The organism is Roseovarius mucosus (assembly GCF_002080415.1).
GTDB classification, from domain to species: Bacteria; Pseudomonadota; Alphaproteobacteria; order Rhodobacterales; family Rhodobacteraceae; genus Roseovarius; species Roseovarius mucosus_A.
On record NZ_CP020474.1, the window covers coordinates 2,484,883 to 2,508,332 of the forward strand.

21 protein-coding genes are annotated in these 23,450 nt (G+C 59.5%); 13 read left to right on the top strand and 8 right to left on the bottom strand.

Annotated elements, in window-relative coordinates; translation table 11 throughout:
- Together ROSMUCSMR3_RS11925 and ROSMUCSMR3_RS11930 are read left to right on the top strand one after the other, a co-directional pair.
- Positions 1-798: a phosphodiesterase gene (locus tag ROSMUCSMR3_RS11925; protein ID WP_081507441.1), complete on the top strand. Its 798-nt coding sequence runs from the start codon at positions 1-3 to the stop codon at positions 796-798.
- 124 nt (positions 799-922) lie between these two features.
- Entirely contained in the window at positions 923-2,776 is a 1,854-nt protein-coding gene (locus tag ROSMUCSMR3_RS11930) for a heavy metal translocating P-type ATPase (RefSeq protein WP_081508617.1), read from the top strand.
- 17 nt (positions 2,777-2,793) lie between these two features.
- Here the strand turns inward: ROSMUCSMR3_RS11930 and ROSMUCSMR3_RS11935 are convergent, their stop codons facing one another.
- The 5 genes from ROSMUCSMR3_RS11935 to ROSMUCSMR3_RS11955 form a co-directional block, all read right to left on the bottom strand.
- Complete coding sequence (locus ROSMUCSMR3_RS11935; protein ID WP_081507442.1) at positions 2,794-4,311, bottom strand: AMP-binding protein; 1,518 nt, start codon at positions 4,309-4,311, stop codon at positions 2,794-2,796.
- Entirely contained in the window at positions 4,308-5,717 is a 1,410-nt protein-coding gene (gene sauS, locus ROSMUCSMR3_RS11940) for an acylating sulfoacetaldehyde dehydrogenase (RefSeq protein WP_237183441.1), read from the bottom strand. Before sauS ends, ROSMUCSMR3_RS11935 begins: the two co-directional genes overlap by 4 nt.
- Positions 5,718-5,789: 72 nt before the next feature.
- Complete coding sequence (locus ROSMUCSMR3_RS11945; protein WP_081507444.1) at positions 5,790-6,749, bottom strand: tripartite tricarboxylate transporter substrate binding protein; 960 nt, start codon at positions 6,747-6,749, stop codon at positions 5,790-5,792.
- A gap of 47 nt (positions 6,750-6,796) precedes the next feature.
- Positions 6,797-7,252 (bottom strand): tripartite tricarboxylate transporter TctB family protein, encoded by a 456-nt coding sequence (locus ROSMUCSMR3_RS11950; protein ID WP_008279579.1) that lies wholly within the window; start codon positions 7,250-7,252, stop codon positions 6,797-6,799.
- Positions 7,249-8,769, bottom strand: a complete 1,521-nt coding sequence (locus ROSMUCSMR3_RS11955) for a tripartite tricarboxylate transporter permease (protein WP_081507445.1) — start codon at positions 8,767-8,769, stop codon at positions 7,249-7,251. Before ROSMUCSMR3_RS11955 ends, ROSMUCSMR3_RS11950 begins: the two co-directional genes overlap by 4 nt.
- A 110-nt stretch (positions 8,770-8,879) precedes the next feature.
- On the opposite strand from ROSMUCSMR3_RS11955, the gene ROSMUCSMR3_RS11960 reads away from it, so the two are divergent.
- Positions 8,880-9,917, top strand: coding sequence for a LacI family DNA-binding transcriptional regulator (locus tag ROSMUCSMR3_RS11960; RefSeq protein ID WP_008279577.1), 1,038 nt, complete (start codon positions 8,880-8,882; stop codon positions 9,915-9,917).
- Here ROSMUCSMR3_RS11960 and ROSMUCSMR3_RS11965 read toward each other — a convergent pair.
- Together ROSMUCSMR3_RS11965 and ROSMUCSMR3_RS11970 are read right to left on the bottom strand one after the other, a co-directional pair.
- The gene (locus ROSMUCSMR3_RS11965) at positions 9,899-10,687 is read right to left on the bottom strand and encodes a GntR family transcriptional regulator (protein WP_081507446.1); all 789 of its coding nucleotides are present in this window, start codon (positions 10,685-10,687) and stop codon (positions 9,899-9,901) included. The genes ROSMUCSMR3_RS11960 and ROSMUCSMR3_RS11965 overlap by 19 nt on opposite strands.
- The gene (locus ROSMUCSMR3_RS11970; protein WP_198385518.1) at positions 10,680-11,804 is read right to left on the bottom strand and encodes an alpha-D-ribose 1-methylphosphonate 5-triphosphate diphosphatase; all 1,125 of its coding nucleotides are present in this window, start codon (positions 11,802-11,804) and stop codon (positions 10,680-10,682) included. Before ROSMUCSMR3_RS11970 ends, ROSMUCSMR3_RS11965 begins: the two co-directional genes overlap by 8 nt.
- Before the next feature lie 116 nt (positions 11,805-11,920).
- Here ROSMUCSMR3_RS11970 and ROSMUCSMR3_RS11975 point away from each other — a divergent pair, with 116 nt between their 5' ends.
- The 10 genes from ROSMUCSMR3_RS11975 (at position 11,921) to ROSMUCSMR3_RS12020 (ending at position 21,807) form a co-directional block, all read left to right on the top strand.
- Positions 11,921-12,778 carry a PhnD/SsuA/transferrin family substrate-binding protein gene (locus ROSMUCSMR3_RS11975; protein ID WP_008279574.1) on the top strand — a complete coding sequence of 286 codons (858 nt, stop codon included), beginning with the start codon at positions 11,921-11,923 and terminating at the stop codon, positions 12,776-12,778.
- A gap of 63 nt (positions 12,779-12,841) precedes the next feature.
- A complete protein-coding gene (locus ROSMUCSMR3_RS11980) occupies positions 12,842-13,645 on the top strand; it encodes a phosphonate ABC transporter ATP-binding protein (protein WP_081507448.1) in 804 nt (267 codons plus the stop codon).
- Positions 13,638-14,438, top strand: a complete 801-nt coding sequence (phnE, locus tag ROSMUCSMR3_RS11985) for a phosphonate ABC transporter, permease protein PhnE (RefSeq protein ID WP_087148874.1) — start codon at positions 13,638-13,640, stop codon at positions 14,436-14,438. Before ROSMUCSMR3_RS11980 ends, phnE begins: the two co-directional genes overlap by 8 nt.
- Positions 14,439-14,566: 128 nt before the next feature.
- Positions 14,567-15,682, top strand: a complete 1,116-nt coding sequence (locus ROSMUCSMR3_RS11990; protein ID WP_081507449.1) for a M24 family metallopeptidase — start codon at positions 14,567-14,569, stop codon at positions 15,680-15,682.
- Positions 15,683-15,821: 139 nt separating this feature from the next.
- Positions 15,822-16,451 carry a helix-turn-helix domain-containing protein gene (locus ROSMUCSMR3_RS11995; protein WP_008279569.1) on the top strand — a complete coding sequence of 210 codons (630 nt, stop codon included), beginning with the start codon at positions 15,822-15,824 and terminating at the stop codon, positions 16,449-16,451.
- Positions 16,452-16,577: 126 nt separating this feature from the next.
- Entirely contained in the window at positions 16,578-18,122 is a 1,545-nt protein-coding gene (locus tag ROSMUCSMR3_RS12000; RefSeq protein ID WP_087148900.1) for an ABC transporter substrate-binding protein, read from the top strand.
- Positions 18,123-18,193: 71 nt separating this feature from the next.
- Positions 18,194-19,201, top strand: coding sequence for an ABC transporter permease subunit (locus ROSMUCSMR3_RS12005; RefSeq protein WP_008279567.1), 1,008 nt, complete (start codon positions 18,194-18,196; stop codon positions 19,199-19,201).
- Complete coding sequence (locus ROSMUCSMR3_RS12010; protein ID WP_008279566.1) at positions 19,198-20,115, top strand: ABC transporter permease subunit; 918 nt, start codon at positions 19,198-19,200, stop codon at positions 20,113-20,115. The genes ROSMUCSMR3_RS12005 and ROSMUCSMR3_RS12010 overlap by 4 nt, the downstream gene beginning before the upstream one ends.
- Before the next feature lie 4 nt (positions 20,116-20,119).
- Complete coding sequence (locus ROSMUCSMR3_RS12015; protein WP_008279565.1) at positions 20,120-20,959, top strand: ABC transporter ATP-binding protein; 840 nt, start codon at positions 20,120-20,122, stop codon at positions 20,957-20,959.
- Positions 20,956-21,807, top strand: coding sequence for an ATP-binding cassette domain-containing protein (locus ROSMUCSMR3_RS12020; RefSeq protein WP_008279564.1), 852 nt, complete (start codon positions 20,956-20,958; stop codon positions 21,805-21,807). Before ROSMUCSMR3_RS12015 ends, ROSMUCSMR3_RS12020 begins: the two co-directional genes overlap by 4 nt.
- Here ROSMUCSMR3_RS12020 and ROSMUCSMR3_RS12025 read toward each other — a convergent pair.
- Positions 21,804-23,450: an acyl-CoA synthetase gene (locus ROSMUCSMR3_RS12025; protein WP_081507451.1), complete on the bottom strand. Its 1,647-nt coding sequence runs from the start codon at positions 23,448-23,450 to the stop codon at positions 21,804-21,806. The genes ROSMUCSMR3_RS12020 and ROSMUCSMR3_RS12025 overlap by 4 nt on opposite strands.

Consider the following 23,450-nt stretch of genomic DNA (forward strand, 5'->3'; position numbering starts at 1 on the left):
ATGGCGCGGTTTCTCCATCTGTCCGATCTTCATGTCGTCCCCGAGGGGCAGTTGGTCTCTGGTCGGCTCGACACGGGCCGCTTGCTGCAAGAGGCTGTGGACACGCTCCGCACACGGCTAGATGCGATTGGGCCGCTAGATGCGATCCTTGTCACTGGCGATCTCAGTGAGGATGGCAGCGCCGAGAGCTACGCGATTGCGCGCCGGGAGCTCGAGCGACTAGGACAAAGGATGCTTGTGGTGCCCGGCAATCACGATGGTCGAGAGACGTTCAGATCTGCGTTTTCCGACCTGCCCGAAATAAGGCCGACCGGCCTGATCGACTGGGTTTCAGATATCGCAGACACGCGCGTCATTGGTCTTGATACGTTGATAGAGGGCAAGGGCGGCGGCATCTTGCGGGCCGAAAGTCTTGCGTTCCTTGACCAAGCGCTTGCAGAGACGGGCGGAAGGCAGGTGGTGGTGGCATTGCATCACCCGCCGCTCCGCACGGGTATCCGGTTCATGGATGCCATAGGGCTTGAAAACCCCGACGCCCTGCGCCTTGTTCTGGAGCGGCATCAAGCTCCGATCTGGGTTTTGTCGGGGCATGTGCACGGTGTTTATCATGGCCTTTTAGGGCGGCATCCGGTCGTGACGGCACCATCCTGTTGCAGTGCATTTGCACTGGACCTGCGTCAGGAGGCGCCAGTCGGCTTTATGACAGGTCCTACCGGTTGCGGGCTGATCGATACGGGCCCAGGCGGCGTCTGGACAGAACTGCCGCTGCGCCATGGGGATGGGCCTTTTGCGTTCTGAGGCGCATCCGCACCGGCGCGAAGCTGGTTAGCCTGCGGTAAAACGCGGACTCGACCCTTTGTCGCGCCTGCGCGATGATGCGGATCACGCGAACCCTGTGCGTGACCATGGAGAGCACGGTCGCATGGAACAAACCGGATCTGACCGCCTCAAGATCGTGCTTCTGCTGCTGGCGGTGGCCGGTCTGCTGTTGGGGCTTGCGCTCTATTTTATGGGCGAGGTCCGCTTAGCCAAATTCCTCTGGATTGCCGGGGTTGCGCCCGCGCTCGTCGCACTTGTCATCGAGATCCTCCGCAGCTTGCGCCGGGGTGAGGTCGGGCTCGATATCGTTGCCGCCCTTTCTATGTCGGCGGCGCTTGCCTTTGGCGAGACACTGGCAGCCGCGGTCGTCGCGGTGATGTATTCGGGCGGCACATTTCTAGAGTCCTTTGCAGAAGGCCGTGCGCGGCGAGAAATGCACGCTTTGCTGTCCCGCGTTCCGCGCACAGCGACGAGACACCGAAGGGGTGGGCTAGAGGATATACCTCTGGACGAGATCATACCGGGTGACAGGCTGTTGATCCGGCAGGGGGATGTGGTGCCGGTTGATGGCACTCTGGCGTCAGAGACTGGTTTTGTTGACACATCGGCGCTGACGGGCGAATCCCTGCCGGTGCGGCTTGTGCGCGGGGCCGAGACCATGAGCGGCGCGACCAATGCAGGCGAGGCCTTTGACCTCATAGCCTTGCGCCCCGCCAAAGATAGTACCTATGCCGGGATCGTCCGGTTGGTTGCCGAGGCACAGGCATCCAAGGCGCCGATGTCCCGGCTGGCGGACCGCTGGTCGCTTGGGTTTCTTGTGGTGACGGTTGCAATTGCCTTTGCCGCGTGGTGGTTCACCAGGGATCCGATCCGGGCGGTCGCAGTTCTGGTTGTGGCCACGCCTTGTCCGTTAATTCTTGCTGTGCCGGTGGCACTGGTGGCGGGCCTCTCTCGTGCTGCGCATTTCGGGGTGCTGATCAAGGGTGCGGGACCGCTTGAGACAATGGCACGTATCCACACGCTGATCCTGGATAAAACCGGCACCCTGACGGATGGTCGCCCGCAAATCGTGTCCATCGCCTGTCACAGTGACAAGAGCGAGGATGAAATCCTGCGCTTGGCCGCAGCGCTAGATCAGGCGTCGAAACATCCTGTGGCGCAGGCCATCGTTGCGGCGGCAAAGGCGCGCGGTCTCAGCTTGCCTGTGCCCTCAGAGGTGGTGGAGCTGCCCGGTGAAGGGCTAATTGGCCATGTCGCGGGGTGCCGGGTTATTGTGGGTGGGGATGGCTTTGTTGCGTCGCGCATCGCGGGGCAATCGGGGGTCCCGTCCAGCTTGGCCGCTGGGGCTGTTCTTGTCGCTGTGGCGATTGACGGACGTTTGGCCGGGCATCTGGTGATGTCCGATCCGCTGCGCGAAGGCACGGGCGCGATGCTCGACAGGCTGCGGCGAGAAGGGGTTGAGCGTATTCTGCTTGCAACGGGCGACCGCGCCGATGTGGCCGAGCGTGTGACCGAGGGGCTTGGGCTAGATGGTCTGCGGGCGGGTCTCACGCCTGATCAAAAGGTGCTGCTTGTTCTTTCCGAGCGCAAGCGCGGCCCGGTGATGATGGTGGGGGACGGCGTTAATGACGCGCCGGCGCTCAGCGCCGCGGATGTGGGTGTCGCCATGGGGGCGCGGGGTGCGGCCGCATCTGCCGAGGCGGCAGATGTGGTGCTTCTAGTGGATCGTATCGACCGGCTGGTGCCGGGGATCGAGATTGCCCGCGCGGCTCGCCGGATCGCAGTGGAAAGCGTTGTTGCCGGGATCGGCCTATCGGTGCTTGGCATGATCGCCGCGGCCTTTGGCTATCTCAGCCCGGTGCAGGGTGCCCTGTTGCAAGAGGCGATTGATGTTGCCGTCATTTTGAACGCCCTGCGCGCGCTGCGCATTTCCCCTGTTGACGCGCCCCGTGCGTGACCGTGGGCCGTCCAAATTCATGGGTTGGGTTCGAGGTCTCCGGCCAACAAGTCCTTGAGCCTGACACGTTGAATTTTGCCCGACGGCCCTTTGGGTAACTCGCCAAGAAAATATATGTGATCCGGGCTTTTGAATGCCCCAAGCCGGTCTTTGCACAGTGTCAAAAGGGTCTCAGCCGTCAGTGTCGAGCCGGGCCTTAGGGCGACTGCCGCCTCGACCCGCTCGCCGTAGCGCGGGCAAGGACAAGAGAAGGCCGCCGCCTCGACCACATCGGGATGCGCATAGAGCACCTCGTCGATTTCACGCGGCGCAATATTCTCACCGCCCTTGATGATCAACTCCTTGAGGCGTCCGGTAACAAAGAAATACCCCTCGGCGTCTTTGCGCCCCAGATCGCCTGTGCGCAGCCAGCCATCGGGTGTGAAGCTGGCGCGTGTGGCCTCGGAATTGCGGAGGTATTCCAGCATCACATTGGGGCCTTTGACGATGATTTCACCTTCTTGGCCGGCGGGAAGTGGGCGCATATCCGGCCCCGCGACCTCGGCCTGATTGCCATAGGCGATACCCGGAGAGCCAATCTTGCGCGTGCCGGGTGGAAGGGGGTTCGACAGGATTTGCGCCGCCGTCTCTGTGAGGCCCATCGTCTCGACAATGGGCACATCGAACCGAGCTTCAAAAGCCGTATGTACCTCGACCGGAAGCGGAGAGGAGGCAGAGCGCCCGAACCGAAGCCGTTTGCGCGTCTCTGGGTCTGGTCCTGTTTCCCCATGTAACAGATGCGATACAATGGTGGGCACGACCGAAAACCAAGTGGCCCGTGTTTCGGCTGCCTGCGCCCAGAACCGGCTTGCAGAGAACCGTGCGCACATGGCCAACTGTCCCCCCGACACAAGCGATCCCATCACCGATACGCAGAGGCCGTTGATATGATAGACAGGCAAGACACATAGCCCAGTATCCTCTGGCCCGAGATTATGGGCGATGGCGGTGGTCCACCCCCCGGCCAAAAGGCTGGCTTGGGTGTGCACGACCCCTTTGGGGCGCCCGGTCGTACCCGAAGTATACATAAGCAAGGCGTGGTCGTCGGGTGTGACGGGATGCAGGACAGTGTCTGGCGCGGCCGCAGTCAGGCTGAGGGCGGCAATGCGCCCGCAGGGATTGACGCTCTGGAAGACCGCCTGTTGGGAGGGATGCACCAGAGCCACGCGCGCCCCGGAATGGTCGAGCGCATAGCCAATCGCCTCTGCCCCGGCGACGAGGTTTATCATCGTGGCGCGAAATCCGCCGTAGAGGGCACCATAGATCGCTTCGATCGCCGCCTGTCCGTTGGGCTGCATGATCGCAACGCTTTCGCCCTTGGCGATGCCCTGTGCGGTCAACATGCCAGCGATGGCGCGGGCCCGGTCACGCAGACCGGGCCAATCCAGCGCCGTGCCTTCATCAGGAAAGGACAGTGCCGGGCCGCCCACCTCGGCGCGGGCATCGACCCAGTCCCGTAGCGTGCCCTTGGGCGGTGTGTCGCGGCACAGCCTCATTGGCCTGCCACCAGCCAGTAATCAGCGAAAATCTCGTCGAGTGTCGGCTCTCTTGGGGGGATTTCACGCACGATCTTGGTGGTTTGCAGGAAATGTCGCCAGTTGAGGTTATCGTCGATGGAATTGCCGCCCCAGCCTCCACAGCCCATCGAGAGTGAGAAGGGCATGCCGTTGTTAAAGGCACCACCTGTTGCAAAGCAATGCGCCTGATTGACGATCACCCGGCAGGTGGGCAGCGTGGTCCCAAGATGGCGTGCGCGGCTGTCATCAGCGCTGTGCAGGCCAACGGAATGACCCGCTCCCTGATGGGTAAGGATGCGCTCAACAAGAGTGGCTGCATCTTCGAAATCCGAGGCGCGATAGAGCGCGAGAACAAGGCTCAGCTTCTCGCCCGAAAGGGGGTGATCGGGCCCGATATCCCGTGTTTCCACCGCAACAAAGCGGGTTCCCTCTGGTACCCGCCCCGAAAGGCCAAGCGCCTCAATCATGCGGGGGGCGTCCTGTGCAATCACTGCGCGGTTGAGATGGCCATCGGGCCAGAGACGCGCAACGATTTCATGCGAATTGCTTTCGGGGATCAATGCGCCGCCTTCGCGTGCCAAAGCTGCGACAAAGGCGTCATAGACCGCATCCACCACCACCACCGCATTTTCCGAGGAACAGGAGGTTGCGTTGTCAAACGTCTTGGAGGCTGCAATCTTGGCTGCCGCTGCCGTCAGATCGGCGGTTTCATCCACGATGACACATACATTGCCAGCACCGACGCCAATTGCAGGCGTGCCGCAGGTATAGGCGCGGCGCACATTGTCCTGACTTCCGGTCACAACCACCAGATCGGACAATTCCAGCATCCGCTGCGTTTTGGCCTTGGAGCCCGGAGCGGGCACCATCTGCACCAGATCGGGGTTTGCCCCGATCTTGGCAAACTCGGCATGGATATGCTCTAGCAAGCGCTCGCAGGTCGGCACCCCTTTGGGTGAGGGCGACAGCACTATGGCATTGCCACATTTGAGCGCATTGATGATGTTGTTGGCCGGGGTGGCCCCCGGATTGGTCGAGGGCACCACGGCACCGACGACCCCGATGGGACGCGCGATTTCGGTAATCCCTGTTGTCGGATCGTCACGGATCACACCGAAGGTCTTAACCCCGGAAATGTCGCGCATGAGCCCAAGCGTCTTGCGGTGGTTTTTGGTGATCTTGTCCGGCACATTGCCGATGCCGGTGGTGGCCACTGACAATTCCGCCAAGGCACGGTTGCGGGTCGGTTCCATGATCGCCCAGGCTACGGCTTGCGCGGCGCGGTCATAGCGCTCTTGCGACCCGCCCGCCTCATAGGAACTTTGCGCGGCCCGAGCCTTGGCCATAACGTTTTCGACAGCGGCGATATCACCTTCAGCGCTCATTTGGTGTTCCTTATTGGGGTGGATGCAGGGCATGCCGGGGGCTGCCCTGCTTAGGTAGGCTTTGCTTCGGGATCAAAGCCCGGCCAAGAGTTTCTCGAGTGTCTTCTGACGGGCAGCCCACATCTCGATCACCTCTTGCCGCGTCATGATCTTGATCGGCGATCCGCCCGCCTCCATTTGTTTCATGACATTGGGATCGGCGAACATGGCTGGCATCACGGCTGCCAGCTTGTCTATTGCCTCTTGAGGGGTGCCTTTGGGGGCCATGATGCCACGATAATTCACGCTGGAATCGTCGATGTCATAGCCCGCCTCTTGCAAGGTGGGCACATCGGGCAGGAAGCTGCTGCGCTCGGTGTCGAACACACCCAAAATCTTCACACTGCCCGCATCGGCGGCACGAAAGGCGTCCGACAGGTTGTTGATGCCGCCCATGACCTCTCCGGCGATCACGGCCTTCATGGCACCGGCACCGCCAGAATTGTTGGGAATATAGGCCAGTTTGACCTCGGCGGCTGCTTCGAGTTGGAGCGCTGCGATATGGTGCCCCACAAACAGGCCTGCCCCCGAAAAGGTCAGTTTGCCAGGGTTCTCTTTGGCCCAGGCCACCACGTCTTGCATCGAGTTGAATTCACTGTCGGCACCCACGATGAAAACTGCCGGATCAGCACCCCAATTGGCAATCGGCTCAAAACTGTCGACGCTGTATTCGACCCCACCTTCGATGGACTGCGCGATGAAATGCGGGATGTTGTAAACGCCAAGCGCGTAGCCATCCGCCTCTGCCTGCGTTGCCAGCCAATTCCAGCCGACACGCCCGCCTGCGCCGGGTTTGTTTATGATGGCGATAGGTTGGCCAAGCGTGTCTTCATTTCCCGCCGTCATCGTCACGATTCGGGCCTGAAAATCGGTGGCTCCCCCGGCACCATAACTCACCATCATCATCACGGGGCGGTCTGGATAGTCCTGTGCCACGGCGGGGGACGCCGCGAGCAATAGGGCCGTTGCCAACCCTTTGAGTATCTTGGTCATGGTCTTCTCCTCCCTTGGTTTTGATTTTCCGGATCGCTCCGGCAGTTCTAGAAAAACAGGCCGCGTGGCGTGAACACGCTGAGCAGCTTTGCAAAGAGCAGATACATCACGAGGATGAACCCCGATGTGATTACCGCTCTGCGCATCCAGCTTTTGATGTCGCGATGCGGGGCAGGATCGTAGAGGCTGAGCAGTGCAAAGAAGGCCAGTGCGCTGCCGCTGTAAAATCCGAGCGTTTCAGCGGCCCAGAAGATATAGACACTTGCCACGACCAGCCCCGGCAGGATGTTGAGAAACATCGTGCGGCCAATTCCTGTTCCGGCGCGCGACAGGCCCATAACCGCACGACCAAAGGTCCAGAGTGCCAGCACGACAAAAACGCTTGAAATCAGCCTTGGAAACAGGAACGCCTGTGCCGGTTGCTGCGTAAAGCTGACATAGCAGACCCAGAGGCCAAGGGCGGCGATAGCCCCGGACGGGATGACATGTTGCCACTGTCTCATGCCTTTGCCTCCTTGGCCTGATCGGCGCGGTCCTGACGACGTTGCAGAACCTCCATCCAGGCCGAATAGGCGACAGAGGCGATCACGATCAGGATCAGCGCGATATTCAGCGTTCCGCTAAAGAAGTAACTGAACCGTCCATCGGTCGCGTCGGCGATCATCGAACCTTGCGTGAAATTGGCCTCGGCGATTGGTCCCAGAATAAGACCCAGCACAAGCGGTGCGGCGGTAAAGCCGAACCGCTCTAGAAAGAACATGCCGATGCCCAATGCGGCCATAACATAGACATCGCCCATCGAGTTTTGAACTGAGTAAGAGCCAAAGACAGCCAATCCCAGCACCACTGCGGCCATGACATATTGCGGCACCTGCGCCACCCGCGCGGCAAGACCTGCCACGTAAAGGCCAAAGATGCACATCAACACCTGCCCGATCAGCATCGAGTTGATAAAGGTCCAGGCCACATCCGGGTGATTGTCGAAAAGGTCGCTACCCGGAAAAATCCCGTGGATAAGCAAGCCCCCCAAGAGCACCGCCGCTGTCGGGCTACCGGGCACGGAGAGCGTCAGGAGTGGCACCAGCGATGGTCCGACCATGGCGTTGTTGGCGCTTTCTGCGGCGATCACGCCTTCAGAGTGACCCTTGCCAAACTTTTGCCGCTCCGGGCTAAACTTCTTGGCCTGATCATAGGCCACCAGCCCGGCGATCTGTCCTCCGATACCCGGAATGAGACCGATTATAGATCCTATAGCTGTCCCGATGCTCAGCGCGCGCCAGCGGCGGATGACTTCACGCATTGCCTTGCCGATGGGGTGTTTTTGTACAGCGATCACATCGCTCCCAGCTGGCTGACGCCCTCGCGCGAACATCGCCAGCACTTGGGGAATGGCAAAGAGCCCGATCAGCGCGGGCACAATGCTGATCCCACCTGCCAGCGAAGGATGAACGATAAAGCGCTGTGCGCCCATGATATCGTCAAAGCCGATAGTTGCGAGCCACATGCCCATGCAGCCCGAAAGCAGCCCTTTGACGACCGAGTTGGTATCCAGCGTGCCGATCACGGTCACGCCAAGTATGGCCAGCCAAAAGAGATGCGATGGCCCAAAGGCGAGCGCCCATTTCGCCAGCATCGGCGTGAGAAAGATCAGCAGTAGAACACCAAAAATGCCGCCCGCCGCCGAGGATAAAAACGAAAGTTGCAACGCTTCTGCCCCACGGCCCTGCGTGGCCATTGTATGCCCGTCCAGTGTCGTTGCGATATTGGCGGGCGCACCGGGGATCTTGAGCAGGATGGCACTGACCGCACCGCCCGCAACGGTTGAGGTATAGGCCGCCCCAAGCAGAATGAGACCATGAGCTGGCTCAAGTCGAAAGGTGAACGGAATGAGCAAGGCTACCGCCATGGTCGGCGAGAGGCCCGGAGTGGCCCCAAGGATCAGCCCGCCGATCGTGCCGCCTAAAAGCAGCATGAAGGCCATAGGCGTAAAGACCTCTCCGAAGTAGTAGATGAATTCCAACGCGCACCTCCCGTTGCGGTCTCCGACGAAAACGCCGGTTGATCTTCTACGGTAAGTGATGAAAATAGTAATGCAAATGTTTTCATAAAATCCCCGAAATGGTGGTTTAGGTGTCTGATAAATATAATGAAAAAGTGGATATTGTGGCTGTTGCAAAGGCTGCGCGCGTGTCGCCATCGACCGTGTCACGCAGTTTCAATCATCCCAGCCTTGTCAGTCCAGCTACCCGCAAACGCATCACCCGTGCGGTGGAAAAGCTGGGCTATATCCGCAATCGCGCAGCGCAGTCGATGCACGGACGGCGTAACGCGACCATCGGTTTGATTGTGCCGACAATTGATCACGCAATCTTTGCCGAGGTGATTCAATCCTTTTCCGATTCTATCGACCGGGCGGGTTTCACCCTGCTCATCGCGTCGCATTCCTATGACCTTGATCGTGAATATGCGATGATGCGCAAACTGATGGAGCATCGCGTCGATGGCATTGCTCTTGTTGGGTTGGAACACTCAGATGCCAGCCTGCGACTTTTGGAGCACCATCGCACCCCGGCGATGGCGCTTTGGAACTACGCTGCCGATTCAGCCTTGCCCTGTGTCGGGGCAGACAACCACGAGGCGGGGCGCAGTGCTGCTGATCATCTTCTCAGCCTTGGTCATCGGGATATCGGGTTGGTTTTCCCCCGCCCCGAGGGCAATGACCGCGCAAGTGCCCGACTCTCTGGCGCGCGTGACCGGCTCTTGGCGGCCGGCGTGCCCCTGATTGCGGATTGGCAGTGGGAGGCACCCTATAGCATTGCGCAGGCCAAGCAGGTGGCGCAGGATCTCTTGCGCCGCGCCCATCGTCCCACTGCGCTTTTGTGTGGCAATGACGTGATTGCCCAAGGGGTGATCTATGGCGCGCAAAGCTGTGGCTTGCGGGTTCCCGAAGATCTCTCGGTGATCGGAATCGGCGATTTCAAAGGCTCAAGCGAGATGGAGCCAGGCCTGACCACCATCCGTATTCCCGCCCGCAGCATCGGCGAAATTGCAGGTGAGCGGTTCACAGACCTGATCACCGGAGCAAGCGAAGATCACTTCCGCATCCGTTGTCCGCTGGAATGCATCGTGCGCGGCACGTCGCGCGCGGTTCACTCAATGGGTGACTGAAACACGAATTCCACGCCGGTCATTGGCCAGCAGCCCCTGTTGAACTCGATTGCCGTTCCATCTGGGGCGCGGTTAATGGCGGTGACATATTGCACCGGGGTGTTTTCGTTCAGACACAGGATTTCGGCCTCATCGTGTTGTGCGAACCCACCGCTTACACGGGTTTCGGCGCGGCGAAACCAAGGGATGCCTGCCGCTTTGTAAACCGCGCTGACCGATTGGCCGATTTGGTAGATCTTCTCAAACTCCGGGAAGCGGTGTGCGGGTAATTCCTTGCGCGTGAAATAGATCGGCGCGCCGTCCAGCAGGCGCATCCGGTGCAACACGATCACCCGATCGGTTGGTTCCAGATCAAAGAGACGCGCGGCCTCGGGGCTGGGGCAGGCGCGTTCCAATCGGAGGGTGCGCGATGTCACCTCGGCGTCGCAATCAATCAGCGAGTCGGCAAAGCGCATATCGTTGCGGATCACAAAGGCGCGTGGCACCTGTCGTACGAAAATGCCTACACCTTTACGCGCCTGCAATTTGCCCTCGCTTTGCAAGAGCGCCAGAGCGCGGCGCATGGTGACACGGTTAACCTGAAACATATCGGCCAACTGGACCTCACCGGGCAGGCGGCTGCCGGGGGTCACGACAGCCCCCTCAATCGCTTGAGCCAGACGATCATAGATTTGCAGCCAGATTGGGCGTGTGGACCGGGCATCATAGGCCGTGCACGCAAGCGCCGCGAGTCCGGCCTCGGCGCGTGAGAGATCAGACAGGTCAGCCACGGGCTAACACCTTTCTACCTTGGACGAACACCGCCTCGATCCTACGTGTGTCCGGGTTTACCACAAGGATATCCGCTCGTTTGCCAACGTCCAATGTGCCGCGGTCCCGCAGCCCGACAGCCTCAGCAGGATTGGCCGAGACCAAGGCCCAAGCCTGCGCAAGTGGCAGAACATCAGCATCGTGCAGCCGCCAAACGGCATGAAATGGTGCGGGATAATAATAGTCAGACGCCAATACCGTGCAAAGACCTGCCCGAACCGCCTCGGTCGCACAGAGTGCGCCATTGTGACTTTCGCCGCGCAGCGCGTTGGGCCCGCCGAGGATCACTGGCTCATCCGCGATGCGCGCCTCTTGCGCCGCCTCTTGGGTCATCGGGAACTCTGCCAATGTCACGCCGCGCGCGCGTCCCGTGCGACGATCCTCTTGCGTCATATCATCATGCGACAGCACCGGGCGGCCCAGTTGGACGGCCTCTGCGCATATCCGATCTATCGCTTCGGGCACCTCATCCCGACGGGCGAGAACCGCCGCAATCGCAGCCTTGGCATCGGTGGGCGCAAGGCCCATGCGCACCGCCATCCGCTTGAGTTTGGCGCTCTCCTCGCTCAGCTTGTGATTGGCACTTGTGTGATCATTGAGCGATAGGATGTCGCCCGACCGCCGTGCCAACCAACCCAGAACTTCGTCTATATGGTCGAGTGCAAAAGTCTCCCACCGGATATTCAGCCGAGTGTCGCAGTCGAGCGTCGGCGCGACGCGCTCCAGCGCCGATAGGAGGGCGCGCGTGATCTCTATATCACGCAATCCCGGCTCCCACGACACCGTCAGCCCGTGATAGGCGGTTGTGATGCCGTTGGAGATGAGCTGCGCATCCGCCTCGCGATACGCAAGATCGTAGGGAAAATGCACCCCCGGACGCGGCTGAACCAGGGCCTCGAACCCATCGCCGTGCAGGTCAATGATACCGGGCAGGATCAACCGGCCGGCTGCGTTGTAGGATTCGGCCTCTGGTGCCGGTTCTTGCGTGATCCGACCGTTGGTCACATGCAGGGGCTGCGCCGCAAAAGTTCCGCCCAAGAGCATCTGACCGCCGGTGAGTGTCCAGTTATTCGTCATGTCGTCGCAAATCTCCATGTCACGAAAGTGTCAACCGAATCCCGTATGCCTCGGTTGTGTGACGATCCTGTATACACAGCAACCCTGATTTGCCCCGAACCCACCGGAGACCTCTCATGATCCGTTCCCTGCTCGCCGCTGCTGCGGTATCCCTTGCCAGCACTTTGCCTGCCTTTGCAGAGCCGCTGAAATTCGCCGTGACTGACATTGAGGGGCTCGAAGCCCTGCAACAGGAGTTTGGTGCGTTCGAGGCAAAACTCGAAGAGATGACAGGTCAGGAAATCGAGCTTTTCCCGGTCAGTTCGCGCACTGCGGCCGTAGAAGCGCTCAATCAGGAACAGGTGGATCTGGTTCTAACTGGCCCGGCTGAATATGTCGTCATCAAGGAGTTGACGGATGCACAGATCGTAACCGCATGGCAGCGCCCGAATTACTTTGCGCAGATCGTCACCCTTTCGGACGGGCCGATCAAATCGGTGCAGGACCTCAAGGATAAGGTCGTGACCTTTGGGTCTGTCGGTTCGACATCGCAGCACCTTGGGCCTGCGCAGGTTCTGGCTGATTTCGGTCTTGTGTATAACAAGGATTACCAGCCACAGATCATTTCCCGTAACACGGCGATCGAGGCGCTGATCCGGGGGGATGTTGCGGCGGTCGGCATGAACGAAAGCCACCTTGGCCGCATTCGCGAAGCCTTTCCAGATGTGTCCTTTACCGTCGTCGCCCGTGGTCGAGATCTGCCCAATGATATTCTTGTTGCACGGTCTGGCATCGACGCGGACGCTGTTGCCGCCGTCAAATCAGCGTTTGTGGACCACGCAGAAGAGTTGATGTCAGCGATCCTGACCGGAGAGGACAACCAGAAATTCAAGGGTGGGTTCTTTCTGACCAATGTGCAGGACAGCGACTATGACTATGTCCGCTCCATGTATGGCACCATTGGCGTGGATACCAAATCCTTTGTCGGAAACTGACAGGGCTTCATTCCACAAGGCCGGGGTGTGTGCCCACGGCCTTACGCACTCCGGAGACTGGTGATGCAGGTTCTAGAGCGGACCACTACAAGCGCGCCCGAGGGTCGTGCGGCCGATGTCGCACCGCTGATCGTCGCACGTGGCCTGACCAAGGCCTATGACACTCGCGCAACCGTGCTTCAGGGAATTGATCTCGAAATCCAAGAGGGCGAGCGTGTCGCCCTGATTGGTGCCAACGGTTCGGGGAAATCCACCCTCCTCAAGAGCTTGATTGGGCTGCATTCGATTTCTGATGGTACGCTTAGCTGTTTTGGTCATCCGGTCGGCCCAGAGGCAGGGCGCGCTCAGCGATTGCGCATGCGGCGTCAGACCGGCTTTGTTTTTCAGAAACATTGCCTCGTGCGACGCCGCTCGGTGCTGTCGAATGTGATCCATGGCCTGTTCGGCGAGCCGGGAAGTTGGCGCGCTTTTTCTCATAGCCTTGCGCCGCTCGAGTGGCGCAACCGCGCCATGCAGGCGCTTGCAGATGTCGATCTAGAGCATAAGGCGTTGCACCGTGCGGATGCCCTCTCAGGTGGACAGCAACAGCGTGTTGCCATCGCCCGCGCGATTGTGCGCAGACCGAGGCTGTTGATTGCCGATGAACCAGCAGCCAGCCTTGATCCGCTGTCCGGCCACAACGTGATGGAGCTTTTTACCCATCTGTGCCGCACGCAGGGCATTACGTTGATTTATACCTCGCATGATATGGCGCATGCCATGGATTATGCTGACCGGATTGTCGCGCTAAAGCGCGGAAAGGTATTCTTTGACCGACCTGTGACCAAGGTTGCGCCTGCTGATCTCAAGGACACGTTCGATGATTGATCGCCGGGTTCAGGCCCCTGACAGGTTTCGACGGTTTTCAACGCTGAACTTTGTCTTGATCGTCGCACTTGCGGCGATCCTCCTTACCTCCATGGAGCAAGTCGCCCCCTCGCCCAAGCAGCTGGCTGACGGGTTACCCGGTATGGCAAACTTGGTCGGTCGGATGCTGCCACCCAACACAGAACCGGATTTTCTGGCGCGTATCGCGGTGAGGATGGTCGAAACCTTTCAGATTGCCTTGGTCGGCGCAGCCATCGGTATTGCCCTCAGCCTGCCTATTGCGTGGTGCGCAGCGCGGGGTGTGTCCCCGCTCGGGCGCGGCAATGTTTTGGTCAAGGCGGCTATCTCGTTCTTGCGCACGGTGCCTGATCTGGTCTGGGCGCTAATCTTCGTGGCTTCGATCGGGCTTGGGGCTGTGGCGGGGACGATGACCATCATGGTCGATACCATCGGGTTTTGCGGGCGTTTCTTTGCCGAGGCGATGGAGGATGCCGAGAAGGAGCCGCAAGAGGCGCTCGCGGCCATCGGTGCAAACAGACCGTCAATCCTGATCGGGGCCATCCTGCCCGATATCATGCCGTCACTGATCAACTCCTCGCTGTTTGCATTGGAAAAGGCGGTCCGTTCTTCCGTCGTGTTGGGGCTGGTCGGGGCAGGGGGCATTGGTCAGGAACTCAAGGTTGCCTTTGATCTTTTTCAGTATCGCAATGCCTCGATGATCATTCTGGCGATCTTTGTGATTGTTCTGCTGATGGAAGTTTGCACAGACAAATTGCGCGCCCGCCTGCAGTGATCGCCCACAGAAGACGGGTGTGAGGCCTCAAATTGTCTTCTATGGTCAAGGCCAACCGCGACGATTCGCCGGGCATGGTGTCCGCGACTCCACCTGTCGACCGGAACCTTTAATCGGCAGGAGCCGTCATGACCGCCTTTCCCCGTCTCCAATCCCGCCTTGCAGACCTACGCACCCGTATGGAAGCTACGGGGACTGATCTTGTGGCACTTGGACCGTCGAGCCATATGGCATGGCTCTCGGGCGTGCATCCGCATGGCGACGAGCGGCCCGTGATGCTGTTGGTCACGCGCGATTATGCCGGGTTTCTCATGCCCTCACTCAATGCCGCCTCAGCGCGGCAATCAACGGATTTACCATTTCATTTGTGGCGGGATGACGAAGGTCCGCATGCGGCGCTCCAAGACATCCTGAGCACCTGTCAGGCAAACCGCCCGGGCCTATCGGTCGTGCTCGATGAAACCATGCGTACGGATTTTTCGCTGTTGCTGCTGGATCATCTTCAGGCCCCGAACCGACGTTTTACCGACGATACGGTCGGTGCGCTGCGAGCCTGCAAAGACGCCGCAGAATTCGACGCGATCAAGGCTGCGCACCTGCTCAATGATCGGGCGGTTGAGGCCGCTTTTGACGCGCTCCGCTTGGGCATGACCGAGCGCGAATTGGTTCAGATTATTCAGGATTTCTATGGGGCAAATGGCGCGACGCTGGAATTCTGCTCGGTCTGCTTTGGCCCATCGGGGTCCTTTCCGCACCATACGCCCGGCGCGACGCGGTTGGAGCGCGACATGCCCGTGTTGCTCGATACGGGCTGCCGTCTCAATGGGTATCCATCTGATATGACGCGATGCGGCTATTTTGGAACGCCCGATGCCACCTATACTGAAGTATTCGCGGTGGTGGATCAGGCTGTGCGCGCCGCTCTCGCTGCGGCGCGCCCCGGCGCATTGGCGCGTGACGTCGACAAGGCGGCGCGCGATGTGATCACCGCCGCTGGATATGGCGACCGTTTCTTGCACCGCACTGGTCACGGGCTTGGCATCGACATCCACGAGCCGCCCTACATTACCGCAACGTCTGAGACGCCGCTGTCGGTTGGCAATGTCTTTTCCATCGAGCCGGGCATCTATCTCGAGGGTCGCTTTGGGCTGCGGCTTGAGGAAATCGTGATCCTGCGGCCCCAAGGTCCAGAGGTGTTTTCCAACATGCCACGTGATTTGATCGTGCGCCCATCGGTTGGGTGATCAGGCGGAAACATCCTATGCGTGTGGGGCAATATAGGTCCGCTTCGGTGACAAAAAATTTTCCAGATGGAAAAATTTTTGTTGCAATGCTTTTCCATTTCGTCTGATGTGGGCCTCACGAAAGCCTTCTGACCCAAGGATGCCGATGACTCATACACCTGCCGGTGCGCCGCTCGCCTTGGGGCGCCGCATAAGAAAACGCCGGCAGCTCATGTCGATGACCTTGCAGGATCTCAGCAACGGATGTGGAGTATCTGTGAGCTATCTTAGCCAAATCGAGCGCGATAATGCGGTGCCCACCTTGGGCACCCTAGCCGAGATTGCGGCGGCGCTCGATGTCAGCATCGACCACTTTATCGCGACCCCGCGACAGGCAGATAGCGTGACACGCGCAGAGACGCGCCCGCAGTTTTCCATTTCGGGTACCTCGATCATCTACGAACAGATCGGCGCCGAATTTCCGGGGCATGAGCTCACATCGTTTATCCTCAATGTCCCGCCCGGCTACGAATCTGAAACCGTGCAACATTCCGGCGAAGAGTTGATTTTCGTGCTCGATGGTGAGGTGCTGCAAGTGGTGAACGGTCAACAGTTTCTACTGCGGACCGGCGATAGTATGCATTACCTCGGTCAGCATCCGCATTCTTGGTCCAACGTTAGCGAACGTTGGGCGCGCCTGCTATGGACAGGCAAGATGCTGCATGGGGCAACCCCTTCTTCCTATGTGCCGCGCACAGGCGCGGAGACCCAACAACCTGACATCCCCTGAACGACGCCACAGCATGTCGCGCAGGTATCAGCCGGGTTAACCGGCGCACCTTTCCAAATCCAACAAGGAGAATAACCCGTGAAACACCTACTGCTCTGCGCTTCGGCACTGGCGCTGACCGCCACGATGTCTGAGGCCAAAACATTTGTTTACTGCTCCGAAGCCTCGCCCGAGGGTTTTGATCCCGCCCCCTTTACTGCGGGTGGCACCTTTGATGCCTCTGCGCATCCAATCTACAACCGCCTGACTGAATTCAAGAAGGGTACGACCGAGGTCGAACCAGGTCTTGCGACAAGCTGGGATGTGTCTGAGGATGGGACCGAATACACGTTTCATCTGCGCGAGGGTGTCAAATGGCACTCCAACGACAACTTCACGCCAAGCCGCGATTTTAACGCCGATGACGTGATCTTTTCCTACGAGCGTCAGGGTTCGGCCGATCATCCGTGGCACCAGTATATCGCCGGTGTGACCTATGAATACTACACCTCGATGGCGATGCCCGAGCTGATCAAATCCATCGAAAAGATCGACGACTACACGGTCAAGTTCACCCTGAACCAGCCCGAGGCCCCGTTCCTTGCCAATATCGCGATGCCCTTTGCCTCGATCGTGTCCAAGGAATATGCCGATACGCTGGATGCGGCAGGCACCAAAGAAGATCTCAACAACCTGCCCATCGGCACCGGCCCGTTCAAGTTCTTGGCCTATCAAAAGGACGCGGTGATCCGCTACACCAAGAATGCCGACTATTGGGGCGATGGGGCAATCATTGACGATCTGGTCTTTGCCATCACCCCCGATGCGGCCGTGCGCCTGCAAAAACTGAAGGCGGGCGAATGCCACCTGATGCCCTATCCGGCCCCTGCTGACATTGAGACGATCAAAGCTGATCCCAACCTAAAACTTGATGAGCAGGCCGGTCTGAACGTGGGCTATCTGGCCTATAACACCACCGTCGCACCGTTTGACAACGCCCGCGTCCGCAAGGCGCTGAACATGGCGATCAACAAGGACGCCATCGTTGAGGCTGTGTTCCAAGGGGCTGCCGCACCCGCCAAGAACCCGATCCCGCCAACGATGTGGTCCTATAACGAGTCGATCGTCGATGATCCCTATGATCCCGAGGCCTCTAAGAAGATGCTGGAGGAAGAGGGCGTGACTGACCTCTCGATGAAAATCTGGGCCATGCCGGTACAGCGGCCCTATATGCCAAATGCCCGCCGCTCGGCGGAGTTGATGCAAGAGGATCTGTCCAAGGTTGGTGTTTCGGTCGAGATCGTGTCCTACGAGTGGGGTGAGTATCTGCAAAAGTCGATGGAAGCAGGCCGTGACGGCGCGGTGATGCTGGGCTGGACCGGGGACAATGGTGATCCCGACAACTTCCTGTCGGTGCTCTTGTCCTGCGATTCTGCTGGTGAAGGCGGTGCCAACCGTGCCTTCTGGTGCAACGAGGATTTTTCCAAGCTGCTGAAGGATGCCAAAATCACTGCGGACCCGGCAGAGCGGACCGCGCTGTACGAACAGGCGCAAGTGATCTTCAAGGATCAGGCCCCTTGGTTCACCATCGCGCATTCCACCCAATACGTGCCGATGTCGAACAAGGTTTCGGGGTTTGTGATGAGCCCCTTGGGCGACTTCACCTTTGAGACTGTCGATATTGCCGAATAACCAGATCGCCTTGGTATGAAACCGGACGCGCGGGGGCACAGCCCTCGCGCGTTTTCAAAGGAAAGCGGCGCATGATCCGATTTATCCTGTCCAAACTGCTCTACTTGGTCCCGACCTTTATCGGGATCACGATCATTGCCTTCAGCTTTGTGCGTATCCTGCCCGGTGATCCGGTGCTGCTGATGGCCGGAGAGCGTGGCGTTACCCCGGAACGGCATGCCGAACTCAGCGCACAACTGGGCTATGACCAGCCTATTGTGCTTCAGTATTTCGATTTTCTCGGGCGCCTTTTGCAGGGCGATATGGGCAATTCGCTTGTGACCAAGAAGCCCGTGCTGGACGAATTCCTCACCCTCTTTCCCGCGACCGTGGAATTGGGCCTTTGCGCCATCATCATCGCCACAGTTATTGGCGTCACCGTGGGCGTGTTTGCCGCCATCCGTCGCGGTAGTTGGTTTGATCAGATTTCCATGACGCTTGCCCTTGTGGGTTTTTCCATGCCGATCTTTTGGTGGGGGTTGCTGCTTATCATCTTTTTCTCGGGCATTCTGGGTTGGACGCCGGTGTCGGGGCGTATCAGCCTGCTTTATTATTTCCCCAATGTGACGGGCTTCATGTTAATCGACAGCCTGCTCTCGGGGCAAAAGGGGGCGTTCACCTCGGCGCTGAGCCATCTCATCCTGCCGTCTTTGGTGTTGGCCACGATCCCGCTCGCGGTCATCGCCCGCCAGACCCGGTCTGCCATGCTCGAAGTGATGGGCGAGGATTATGTTCGCACCGCAAGGGCAAAGGGCATGCCACAATACCGTGTCATCGGCATTCACGCGCTGCGCAACGCCATGGTGCCGGTGGTCACGACTATCGGCCTGCAAATCGGTGTGCTGATGGCGGGTGCAATCCTGACGGAAACTATCTTTTCGTGGCCCGGTATCGGCAAATGGATGATCGATTCCATTTCCCGGCGCGACTATCCCGTCGTGCAGTCTGGCCTTCTGCTCATCGCGGCGCTGGTGATGATCGTCAACCTATTGGTTGATCTGACCTATGGCCTCATCAACCCGAGGATTCGTGTGAAATGAGCGATACATCCAACCTTGCTGCCCCGGTAAAGCTGTCCGACGCCGCGATCCGCCGCCGCATGCTGGCCGAATTCTGGTTCTACTTCAGCCAGAACCGGGGCGCTGTGATCGGTCTGGTGGTGTTCGTGCTGCTGGTCCTAACAGCGGTCTTTGCCGGAATTATCGCCCCGCACGACCCTACCACGCAATACCGCGAAGCGTTGCTTGTGCCCCCCGTCTGGGCCGAAGGCGGCAGTGCGCAATTCCTGCTGGGCACGGATGCGGTTGGGCGCGATATGCTTTCGCGTCTGATCTTTGGGGCGCAGTATTCGCTCTTTATCGGCATTGTCGTGGTCTCTATCGCGCTTGTGGGCGGGATCATCATTGGGCTCTTGGCTGGGTTTTTTGGCGGTTGGATCGACAATGTCATCATGCGGATGATGGATGTGATCCTTGCCTTTCCGTCGCTTCTCTTGGCGCTTGTGCTGGTGGCGGTGCTTGGGCCGGGGCTGACCAATGCGATGATCGCGATTGCCATTGTCTATCAGCCGCATTTCGCCCGCCTGACCCGCGCTGCCGTGATGACCGAGATGAAGCGCGAATATGTCACTGCTGCTCGCGTGGCGGGGGCGGGCAACCTGCGCCTGATGTTCAAGACGATCCTGCCCAACTGCCTTGGGCCGCTGATTGTGCAGGCCACGCTGTCGTTTTCCTCGGCGGTGCTCGATTCCGCCGCTTTGGGCTTTCTCGGCATGGGTGCACAGCCACCTGCACCCGAATGGGGGACCATGCTGGCAGAGGCGCGCGAATTCATATTGCGCGCGTGGTGGGTTGTTACCTTTCCCGGCCTTGCCATTCTGGTTTCGGTGCTGGCCATCAACTTGATGGGCGACGGGCTGCGCGATGCGCTTGACCCCAAGCTGAAGCGGAGTTGACGATATGGCACTTTTGAACATCAAGAACCTGACCGTCAAATTCGCCACCGCCACCGGTAGCTTTACCGCCGTGGATGGGATCGACGTGCATGTCGACCGAGGTGAGGTATTGGCCATCGTGGGTGAGAGCGGCTCTGGCAAATCGGTGTCGATGCTGGCGGTTATGGGTCTCTTGCCTGATACCGCCACCATCACCGCTGATGAGATGACCTATGACGGGCGCGACATCTCGAACCTCTCTGCGTCGGAGCGCCGCCACCTGATTGGCCGCGAGATTACCATGATTTTCCAAGAACCGGTGGCGTCGCTCAACCCCTCGTTCACCGTGGGCTTTCAGATTGAAGAGGTGCTGCGTCTCAACCTTGGGCTCTCGCGGGACGATGCCCGCGCCCGTGCGCTTGATCTCTTTCGGGCCGTCGGCATCCCCGAGCCCGAGACCAAGATCAACGCCTATCCGCATCAGATGTCAGGCGGCCAATGCCAGCGGGTGATGATCGCCATCGCTATTGCGTCGAACCCGCGCCTTTTGATCGCGGACGAACCGACAACAGCCCTTGATGTGACCATCCAGAAACAGATCCTCGATCTGTTGATGAAACTGCAAGAGGATTACGGCATGGCGCTGATCCTGATCACCCATGACATGGGCGTCGTGGCTGAAACCGCCGACCGGGTGGTGGTGCAATATCAGGGGAAAAAGATGGAAGAGGCTGACGTCCTTTCGCTCTTCGAGGCACCGCAGCACCCCTATACTCGCGCTCTGCTTTCGGCCCTGCCCGAGAATGCAACCGGCGACCGGCTGCCCACTGTCTCTGACTTCTTCGCGCAGGAGGCAGCACGATGACCGCTGACGCCCACTCTCCCGTTGTCGAAGGTCGGGGCATTGTTCAGGACTACGCCGTGCCGGGCAGCCTCTTTGCCCGTGCGGGCAAGGTGCGCGCACTCAACGGCATCGACTTTGCTGTCGAGAAGGGCAAGACCCTGGCCATCGTTGGTGAAAGCGGTTCTGGCAAGTCTACCCTCGCGCGGATTATCGCGCTGATTGATGCCCCCTCGAGCGGCGAATTGCGGATTGACGATCACCCCGTTGATATTGCCCGCAAACGCCCCAGCCCGGCCCTGCGTTCCAAGGTGCAGATGGTGTTTCAGAACCCCTACGGTAGCCTCAATCCCCGCCAGAAAATCGGCAATGTGCTGATGGAACCACTGGTGATCAACACCGATATGCCCGCATCCGAGCGCCGCGACCGCGCCGAGGCGATGATCAAGAAGGTCGGCTTGCAGCCCGAGCATTTTAACCGCTATCCGCATATGTTCTCGGGTGGGCAGCGGCAGCGTATCGCGATTGCGCGCGCGCTCATGCTCAATCCTTCGCTGCTGGTGCTTGATGAACCGGTGTCGGCGCTTGATCTCTCGGTGCAAGCACAGGTGCTCAACCTTCTGGCGGATTTGCAGGAAGAGTTTGAGCTAACTTACGTCTTTGTCAGCCACGACCTTTCGGTTGTGCGATACATTGCTGACGATGTGATGGTGATCTCAAAAGGTGAGGCGGTCGAGCAGGGCAGCCGAGAGGCGCTTTTTGCCGATCCGCAGCACCCCTATACCCGTGCCTTGTTCGCCGCGACACCTATCACCGATGTCGCGGCTATCCGCGCGCGTGTCGCGCGGCGTCAGGCCGCAAGGCAGGGTTAAACGGCCTCGGGTTCTGTCATTTCCTTGGCGCGTGTGCGCAACAGGAATTTCTGGATCTTGCCGGTCGAGGTGCGCGGTATTTCAGTAAAGACGAACCGCCCCGGCACCTTGTAGGGTGCCAGATGATCGCGGCACCACGCCCGCAGGGCTTCCGCATCCGCCGCCTGCCCGTCAGCCAGTTCGACAAAGGCGCAAGGGGTTTCGCCCCATTTCTCATGCGGCATGGCGACAACGGCTGTCACGGCCACCGCCGGATGACGATAGAGCGCCTCTTCGACCTCGATAGACGATATATTCTCGCCCCCTGAAATGATCACATCCTTGGAGCGGTCCTTGAGCTGGATGTATCCGTCCGGGTGCCGCACGCCGAGATCGCCGGAATGAAACCAGCCCCCGGCAAAGGCCTCTTGCGTGGCCTTGGGATTGCGGAAATAGCCCTTCATCACGACATTGCCGCGAAACATGACCTCGCCCATGGTCGTGCCGTCGCGGGGCACAGGGTTCATGGTCTCTGGGTCCAGAACATCGAGCCCTTCAAGTGCCAGATAGCGCACCCCCTGTCGTGATTTCAGGCGGGCTTGCTCTGAGGCGGGCAACGTCGACCAACTGTCATGCCAGTCATTCACCACGGCAGGCCCATAGGTTTCTGTCAGCCCATAAAGATGGGTCACGTCAAAACCGGCATCCTTCATATCCGCCAATAGCTTTTCAGGCGGTGGTGCCGCAGCGGTAAAGAATTGCACCGTGTGATCCAAGGAACGTTTAACCGTCTCGGGGGCAGAGATCATAAGCGACATCACAATCGGCGCGCCGCAGAGATGTGTTACCCGCTCTTGCGCAAGCGCCTCCCAGATTGGTTCTGCCCGCACTTGGCGCAGGCAAATGTGTGTGCCGATGATGGCAGAGAGGGTCCAGGGGAAACACCAGCCATTGCAGTGAAACATCGGCAGGGTCCAGAGATAGACCGCATGCTTGGCCATCGACGTCGTCAGGGCATTGCCCTGCGCCAAAAGATACGCCCCGCGGTGATGTGACACCACTCCCTTGGGGTCGCCGGTGGTGCCGGATGTGTAATTGATGGAAATCGCGTCCCATTCATCCTCTGGCATCAGCCAGTCGAACGACGGATCGCCCGCTGACAGGAACGCTTCGTAATCTTGTGCTGTGGCTGCGATTTCTGGCCCGCTGAATTCGGAATCGTCATATTGGATCAGGAGTGGGGTGACTTTGGCGAGCGATAGAGCCTCTTGCATCAGCGGCATGAATTCGCGGTCCACGATCACCACCCGCGCCATCGCGTGATCAAGTTGAAACGCGATGATCCCGGCATCAAGCCGGGTGTTGATCGAATGCAGCACCGCGCCGCACATCGGCACACCGTAATGACATTCCAGCATCGCGGGTGTGTTTGCCAGCATCACCGAGACAGTATCGCCGCGCTCCAATCCATGCACGCTCAGCGCCGAGGCCAATTGGCGTGAACGGTTATAGAAGGCCCCATAGCTGCGCCGCAGGGGCCCATGCACAATCGCGGTATGATCCGGGAACACGGTCGCCGCACGCTCCAGAAAACTGAGTGGCGTCAAGGGTTGGTGGTTTGCGGGGTTGCGGTCGAGATCAGAGTTATAGGGGTTCGGTGTCAT

Bases quoted from the DNA above. Each gene is read 5' to 3' on its own strand.
- ROSMUCSMR3_RS11925 (WP_081507441.1), top strand. From the start codon at position 1: ATGGCGCGGTTTCTCCATCTGTCCGATCTTCATGTCGTCCCCGAGGGG.
- ROSMUCSMR3_RS11930 (WP_081508617.1), top strand. From the start codon at position 923: ATGGAACAAACCGGATCTGACCGCCTCAAGATCGTGCTTCTGCTGCTG.
- ROSMUCSMR3_RS11935 (WP_081507442.1), bottom strand. From the start codon at position 4,311: ATGAGGCTGTGCCGCGACACACCGCCCAAGGGCACGCTACGGGACTGG.
- sauS (WP_237183441.1), bottom strand. From the start codon at position 5,717: ATGAGCGCTGAAGGTGATATCGCCGCTGTCGAAAACGTTATGGCCAAG.
- ROSMUCSMR3_RS11945 (WP_081507444.1), bottom strand. From the start codon at position 6,749: ATGACCAAGATACTCAAAGGGTTGGCAACGGCCCTATTGCTCGCGGCG.
- ROSMUCSMR3_RS11950 (WP_008279579.1), bottom strand. From the start codon at position 7,252: ATGAGACAGTGGCAACATGTCATCCCGTCCGGGGCTATCGCCGCCCTT.
- ROSMUCSMR3_RS11970 (WP_198385518.1), bottom strand. From the start codon at position 11,804: ATGACGAATAACTGGACACTCACCGGCGGTCAGATGCTCTTGGGCGGA.
- ROSMUCSMR3_RS11975 (WP_008279574.1), top strand. From the start codon at position 11,921: ATGATCCGTTCCCTGCTCGCCGCTGCTGCGGTATCCCTTGCCAGCACT.
- ROSMUCSMR3_RS11980 (WP_081507448.1), top strand. From the start codon at position 12,842: ATGCAGGTTCTAGAGCGGACCACTACAAGCGCGCCCGAGGGTCGTGCG.
- phnE (WP_087148874.1), top strand. From the start codon at position 13,638: ATGATTGATCGCCGGGTTCAGGCCCCTGACAGGTTTCGACGGTTTTCA.
- ROSMUCSMR3_RS11990 (WP_081507449.1), top strand. From the start codon at position 14,567: ATGACCGCCTTTCCCCGTCTCCAATCCCGCCTTGCAGACCTACGCACC.
- ROSMUCSMR3_RS11995 (WP_008279569.1), top strand. From the start codon at position 15,822: ATGCCGATGACTCATACACCTGCCGGTGCGCCGCTCGCCTTGGGGCGC.
- ROSMUCSMR3_RS12000 (WP_087148900.1), top strand. From the start codon at position 16,578: ATGTCTGAGGCCAAAACATTTGTTTACTGCTCCGAAGCCTCGCCCGAG.
- ROSMUCSMR3_RS12005 (WP_008279567.1), top strand. From the start codon at position 18,194: ATGATCCGATTTATCCTGTCCAAACTGCTCTACTTGGTCCCGACCTTT.
- ROSMUCSMR3_RS12010 (WP_008279566.1), top strand. From the start codon at position 19,198: ATGAGCGATACATCCAACCTTGCTGCCCCGGTAAAGCTGTCCGACGCC.
- ROSMUCSMR3_RS12015 (WP_008279565.1), top strand. From the start codon at position 20,120: ATGGCACTTTTGAACATCAAGAACCTGACCGTCAAATTCGCCACCGCC.
- ROSMUCSMR3_RS12020 (WP_008279564.1), top strand. From the start codon at position 20,956: ATGACCGCTGACGCCCACTCTCCCGTTGTCGAAGGTCGGGGCATTGTT.
- ROSMUCSMR3_RS12025 (WP_081507451.1), bottom strand. From the start codon at position 23,450: ATGACACCGAACCCCTATAACTCTGATCTCGACCGCAACCCCGCAAAC.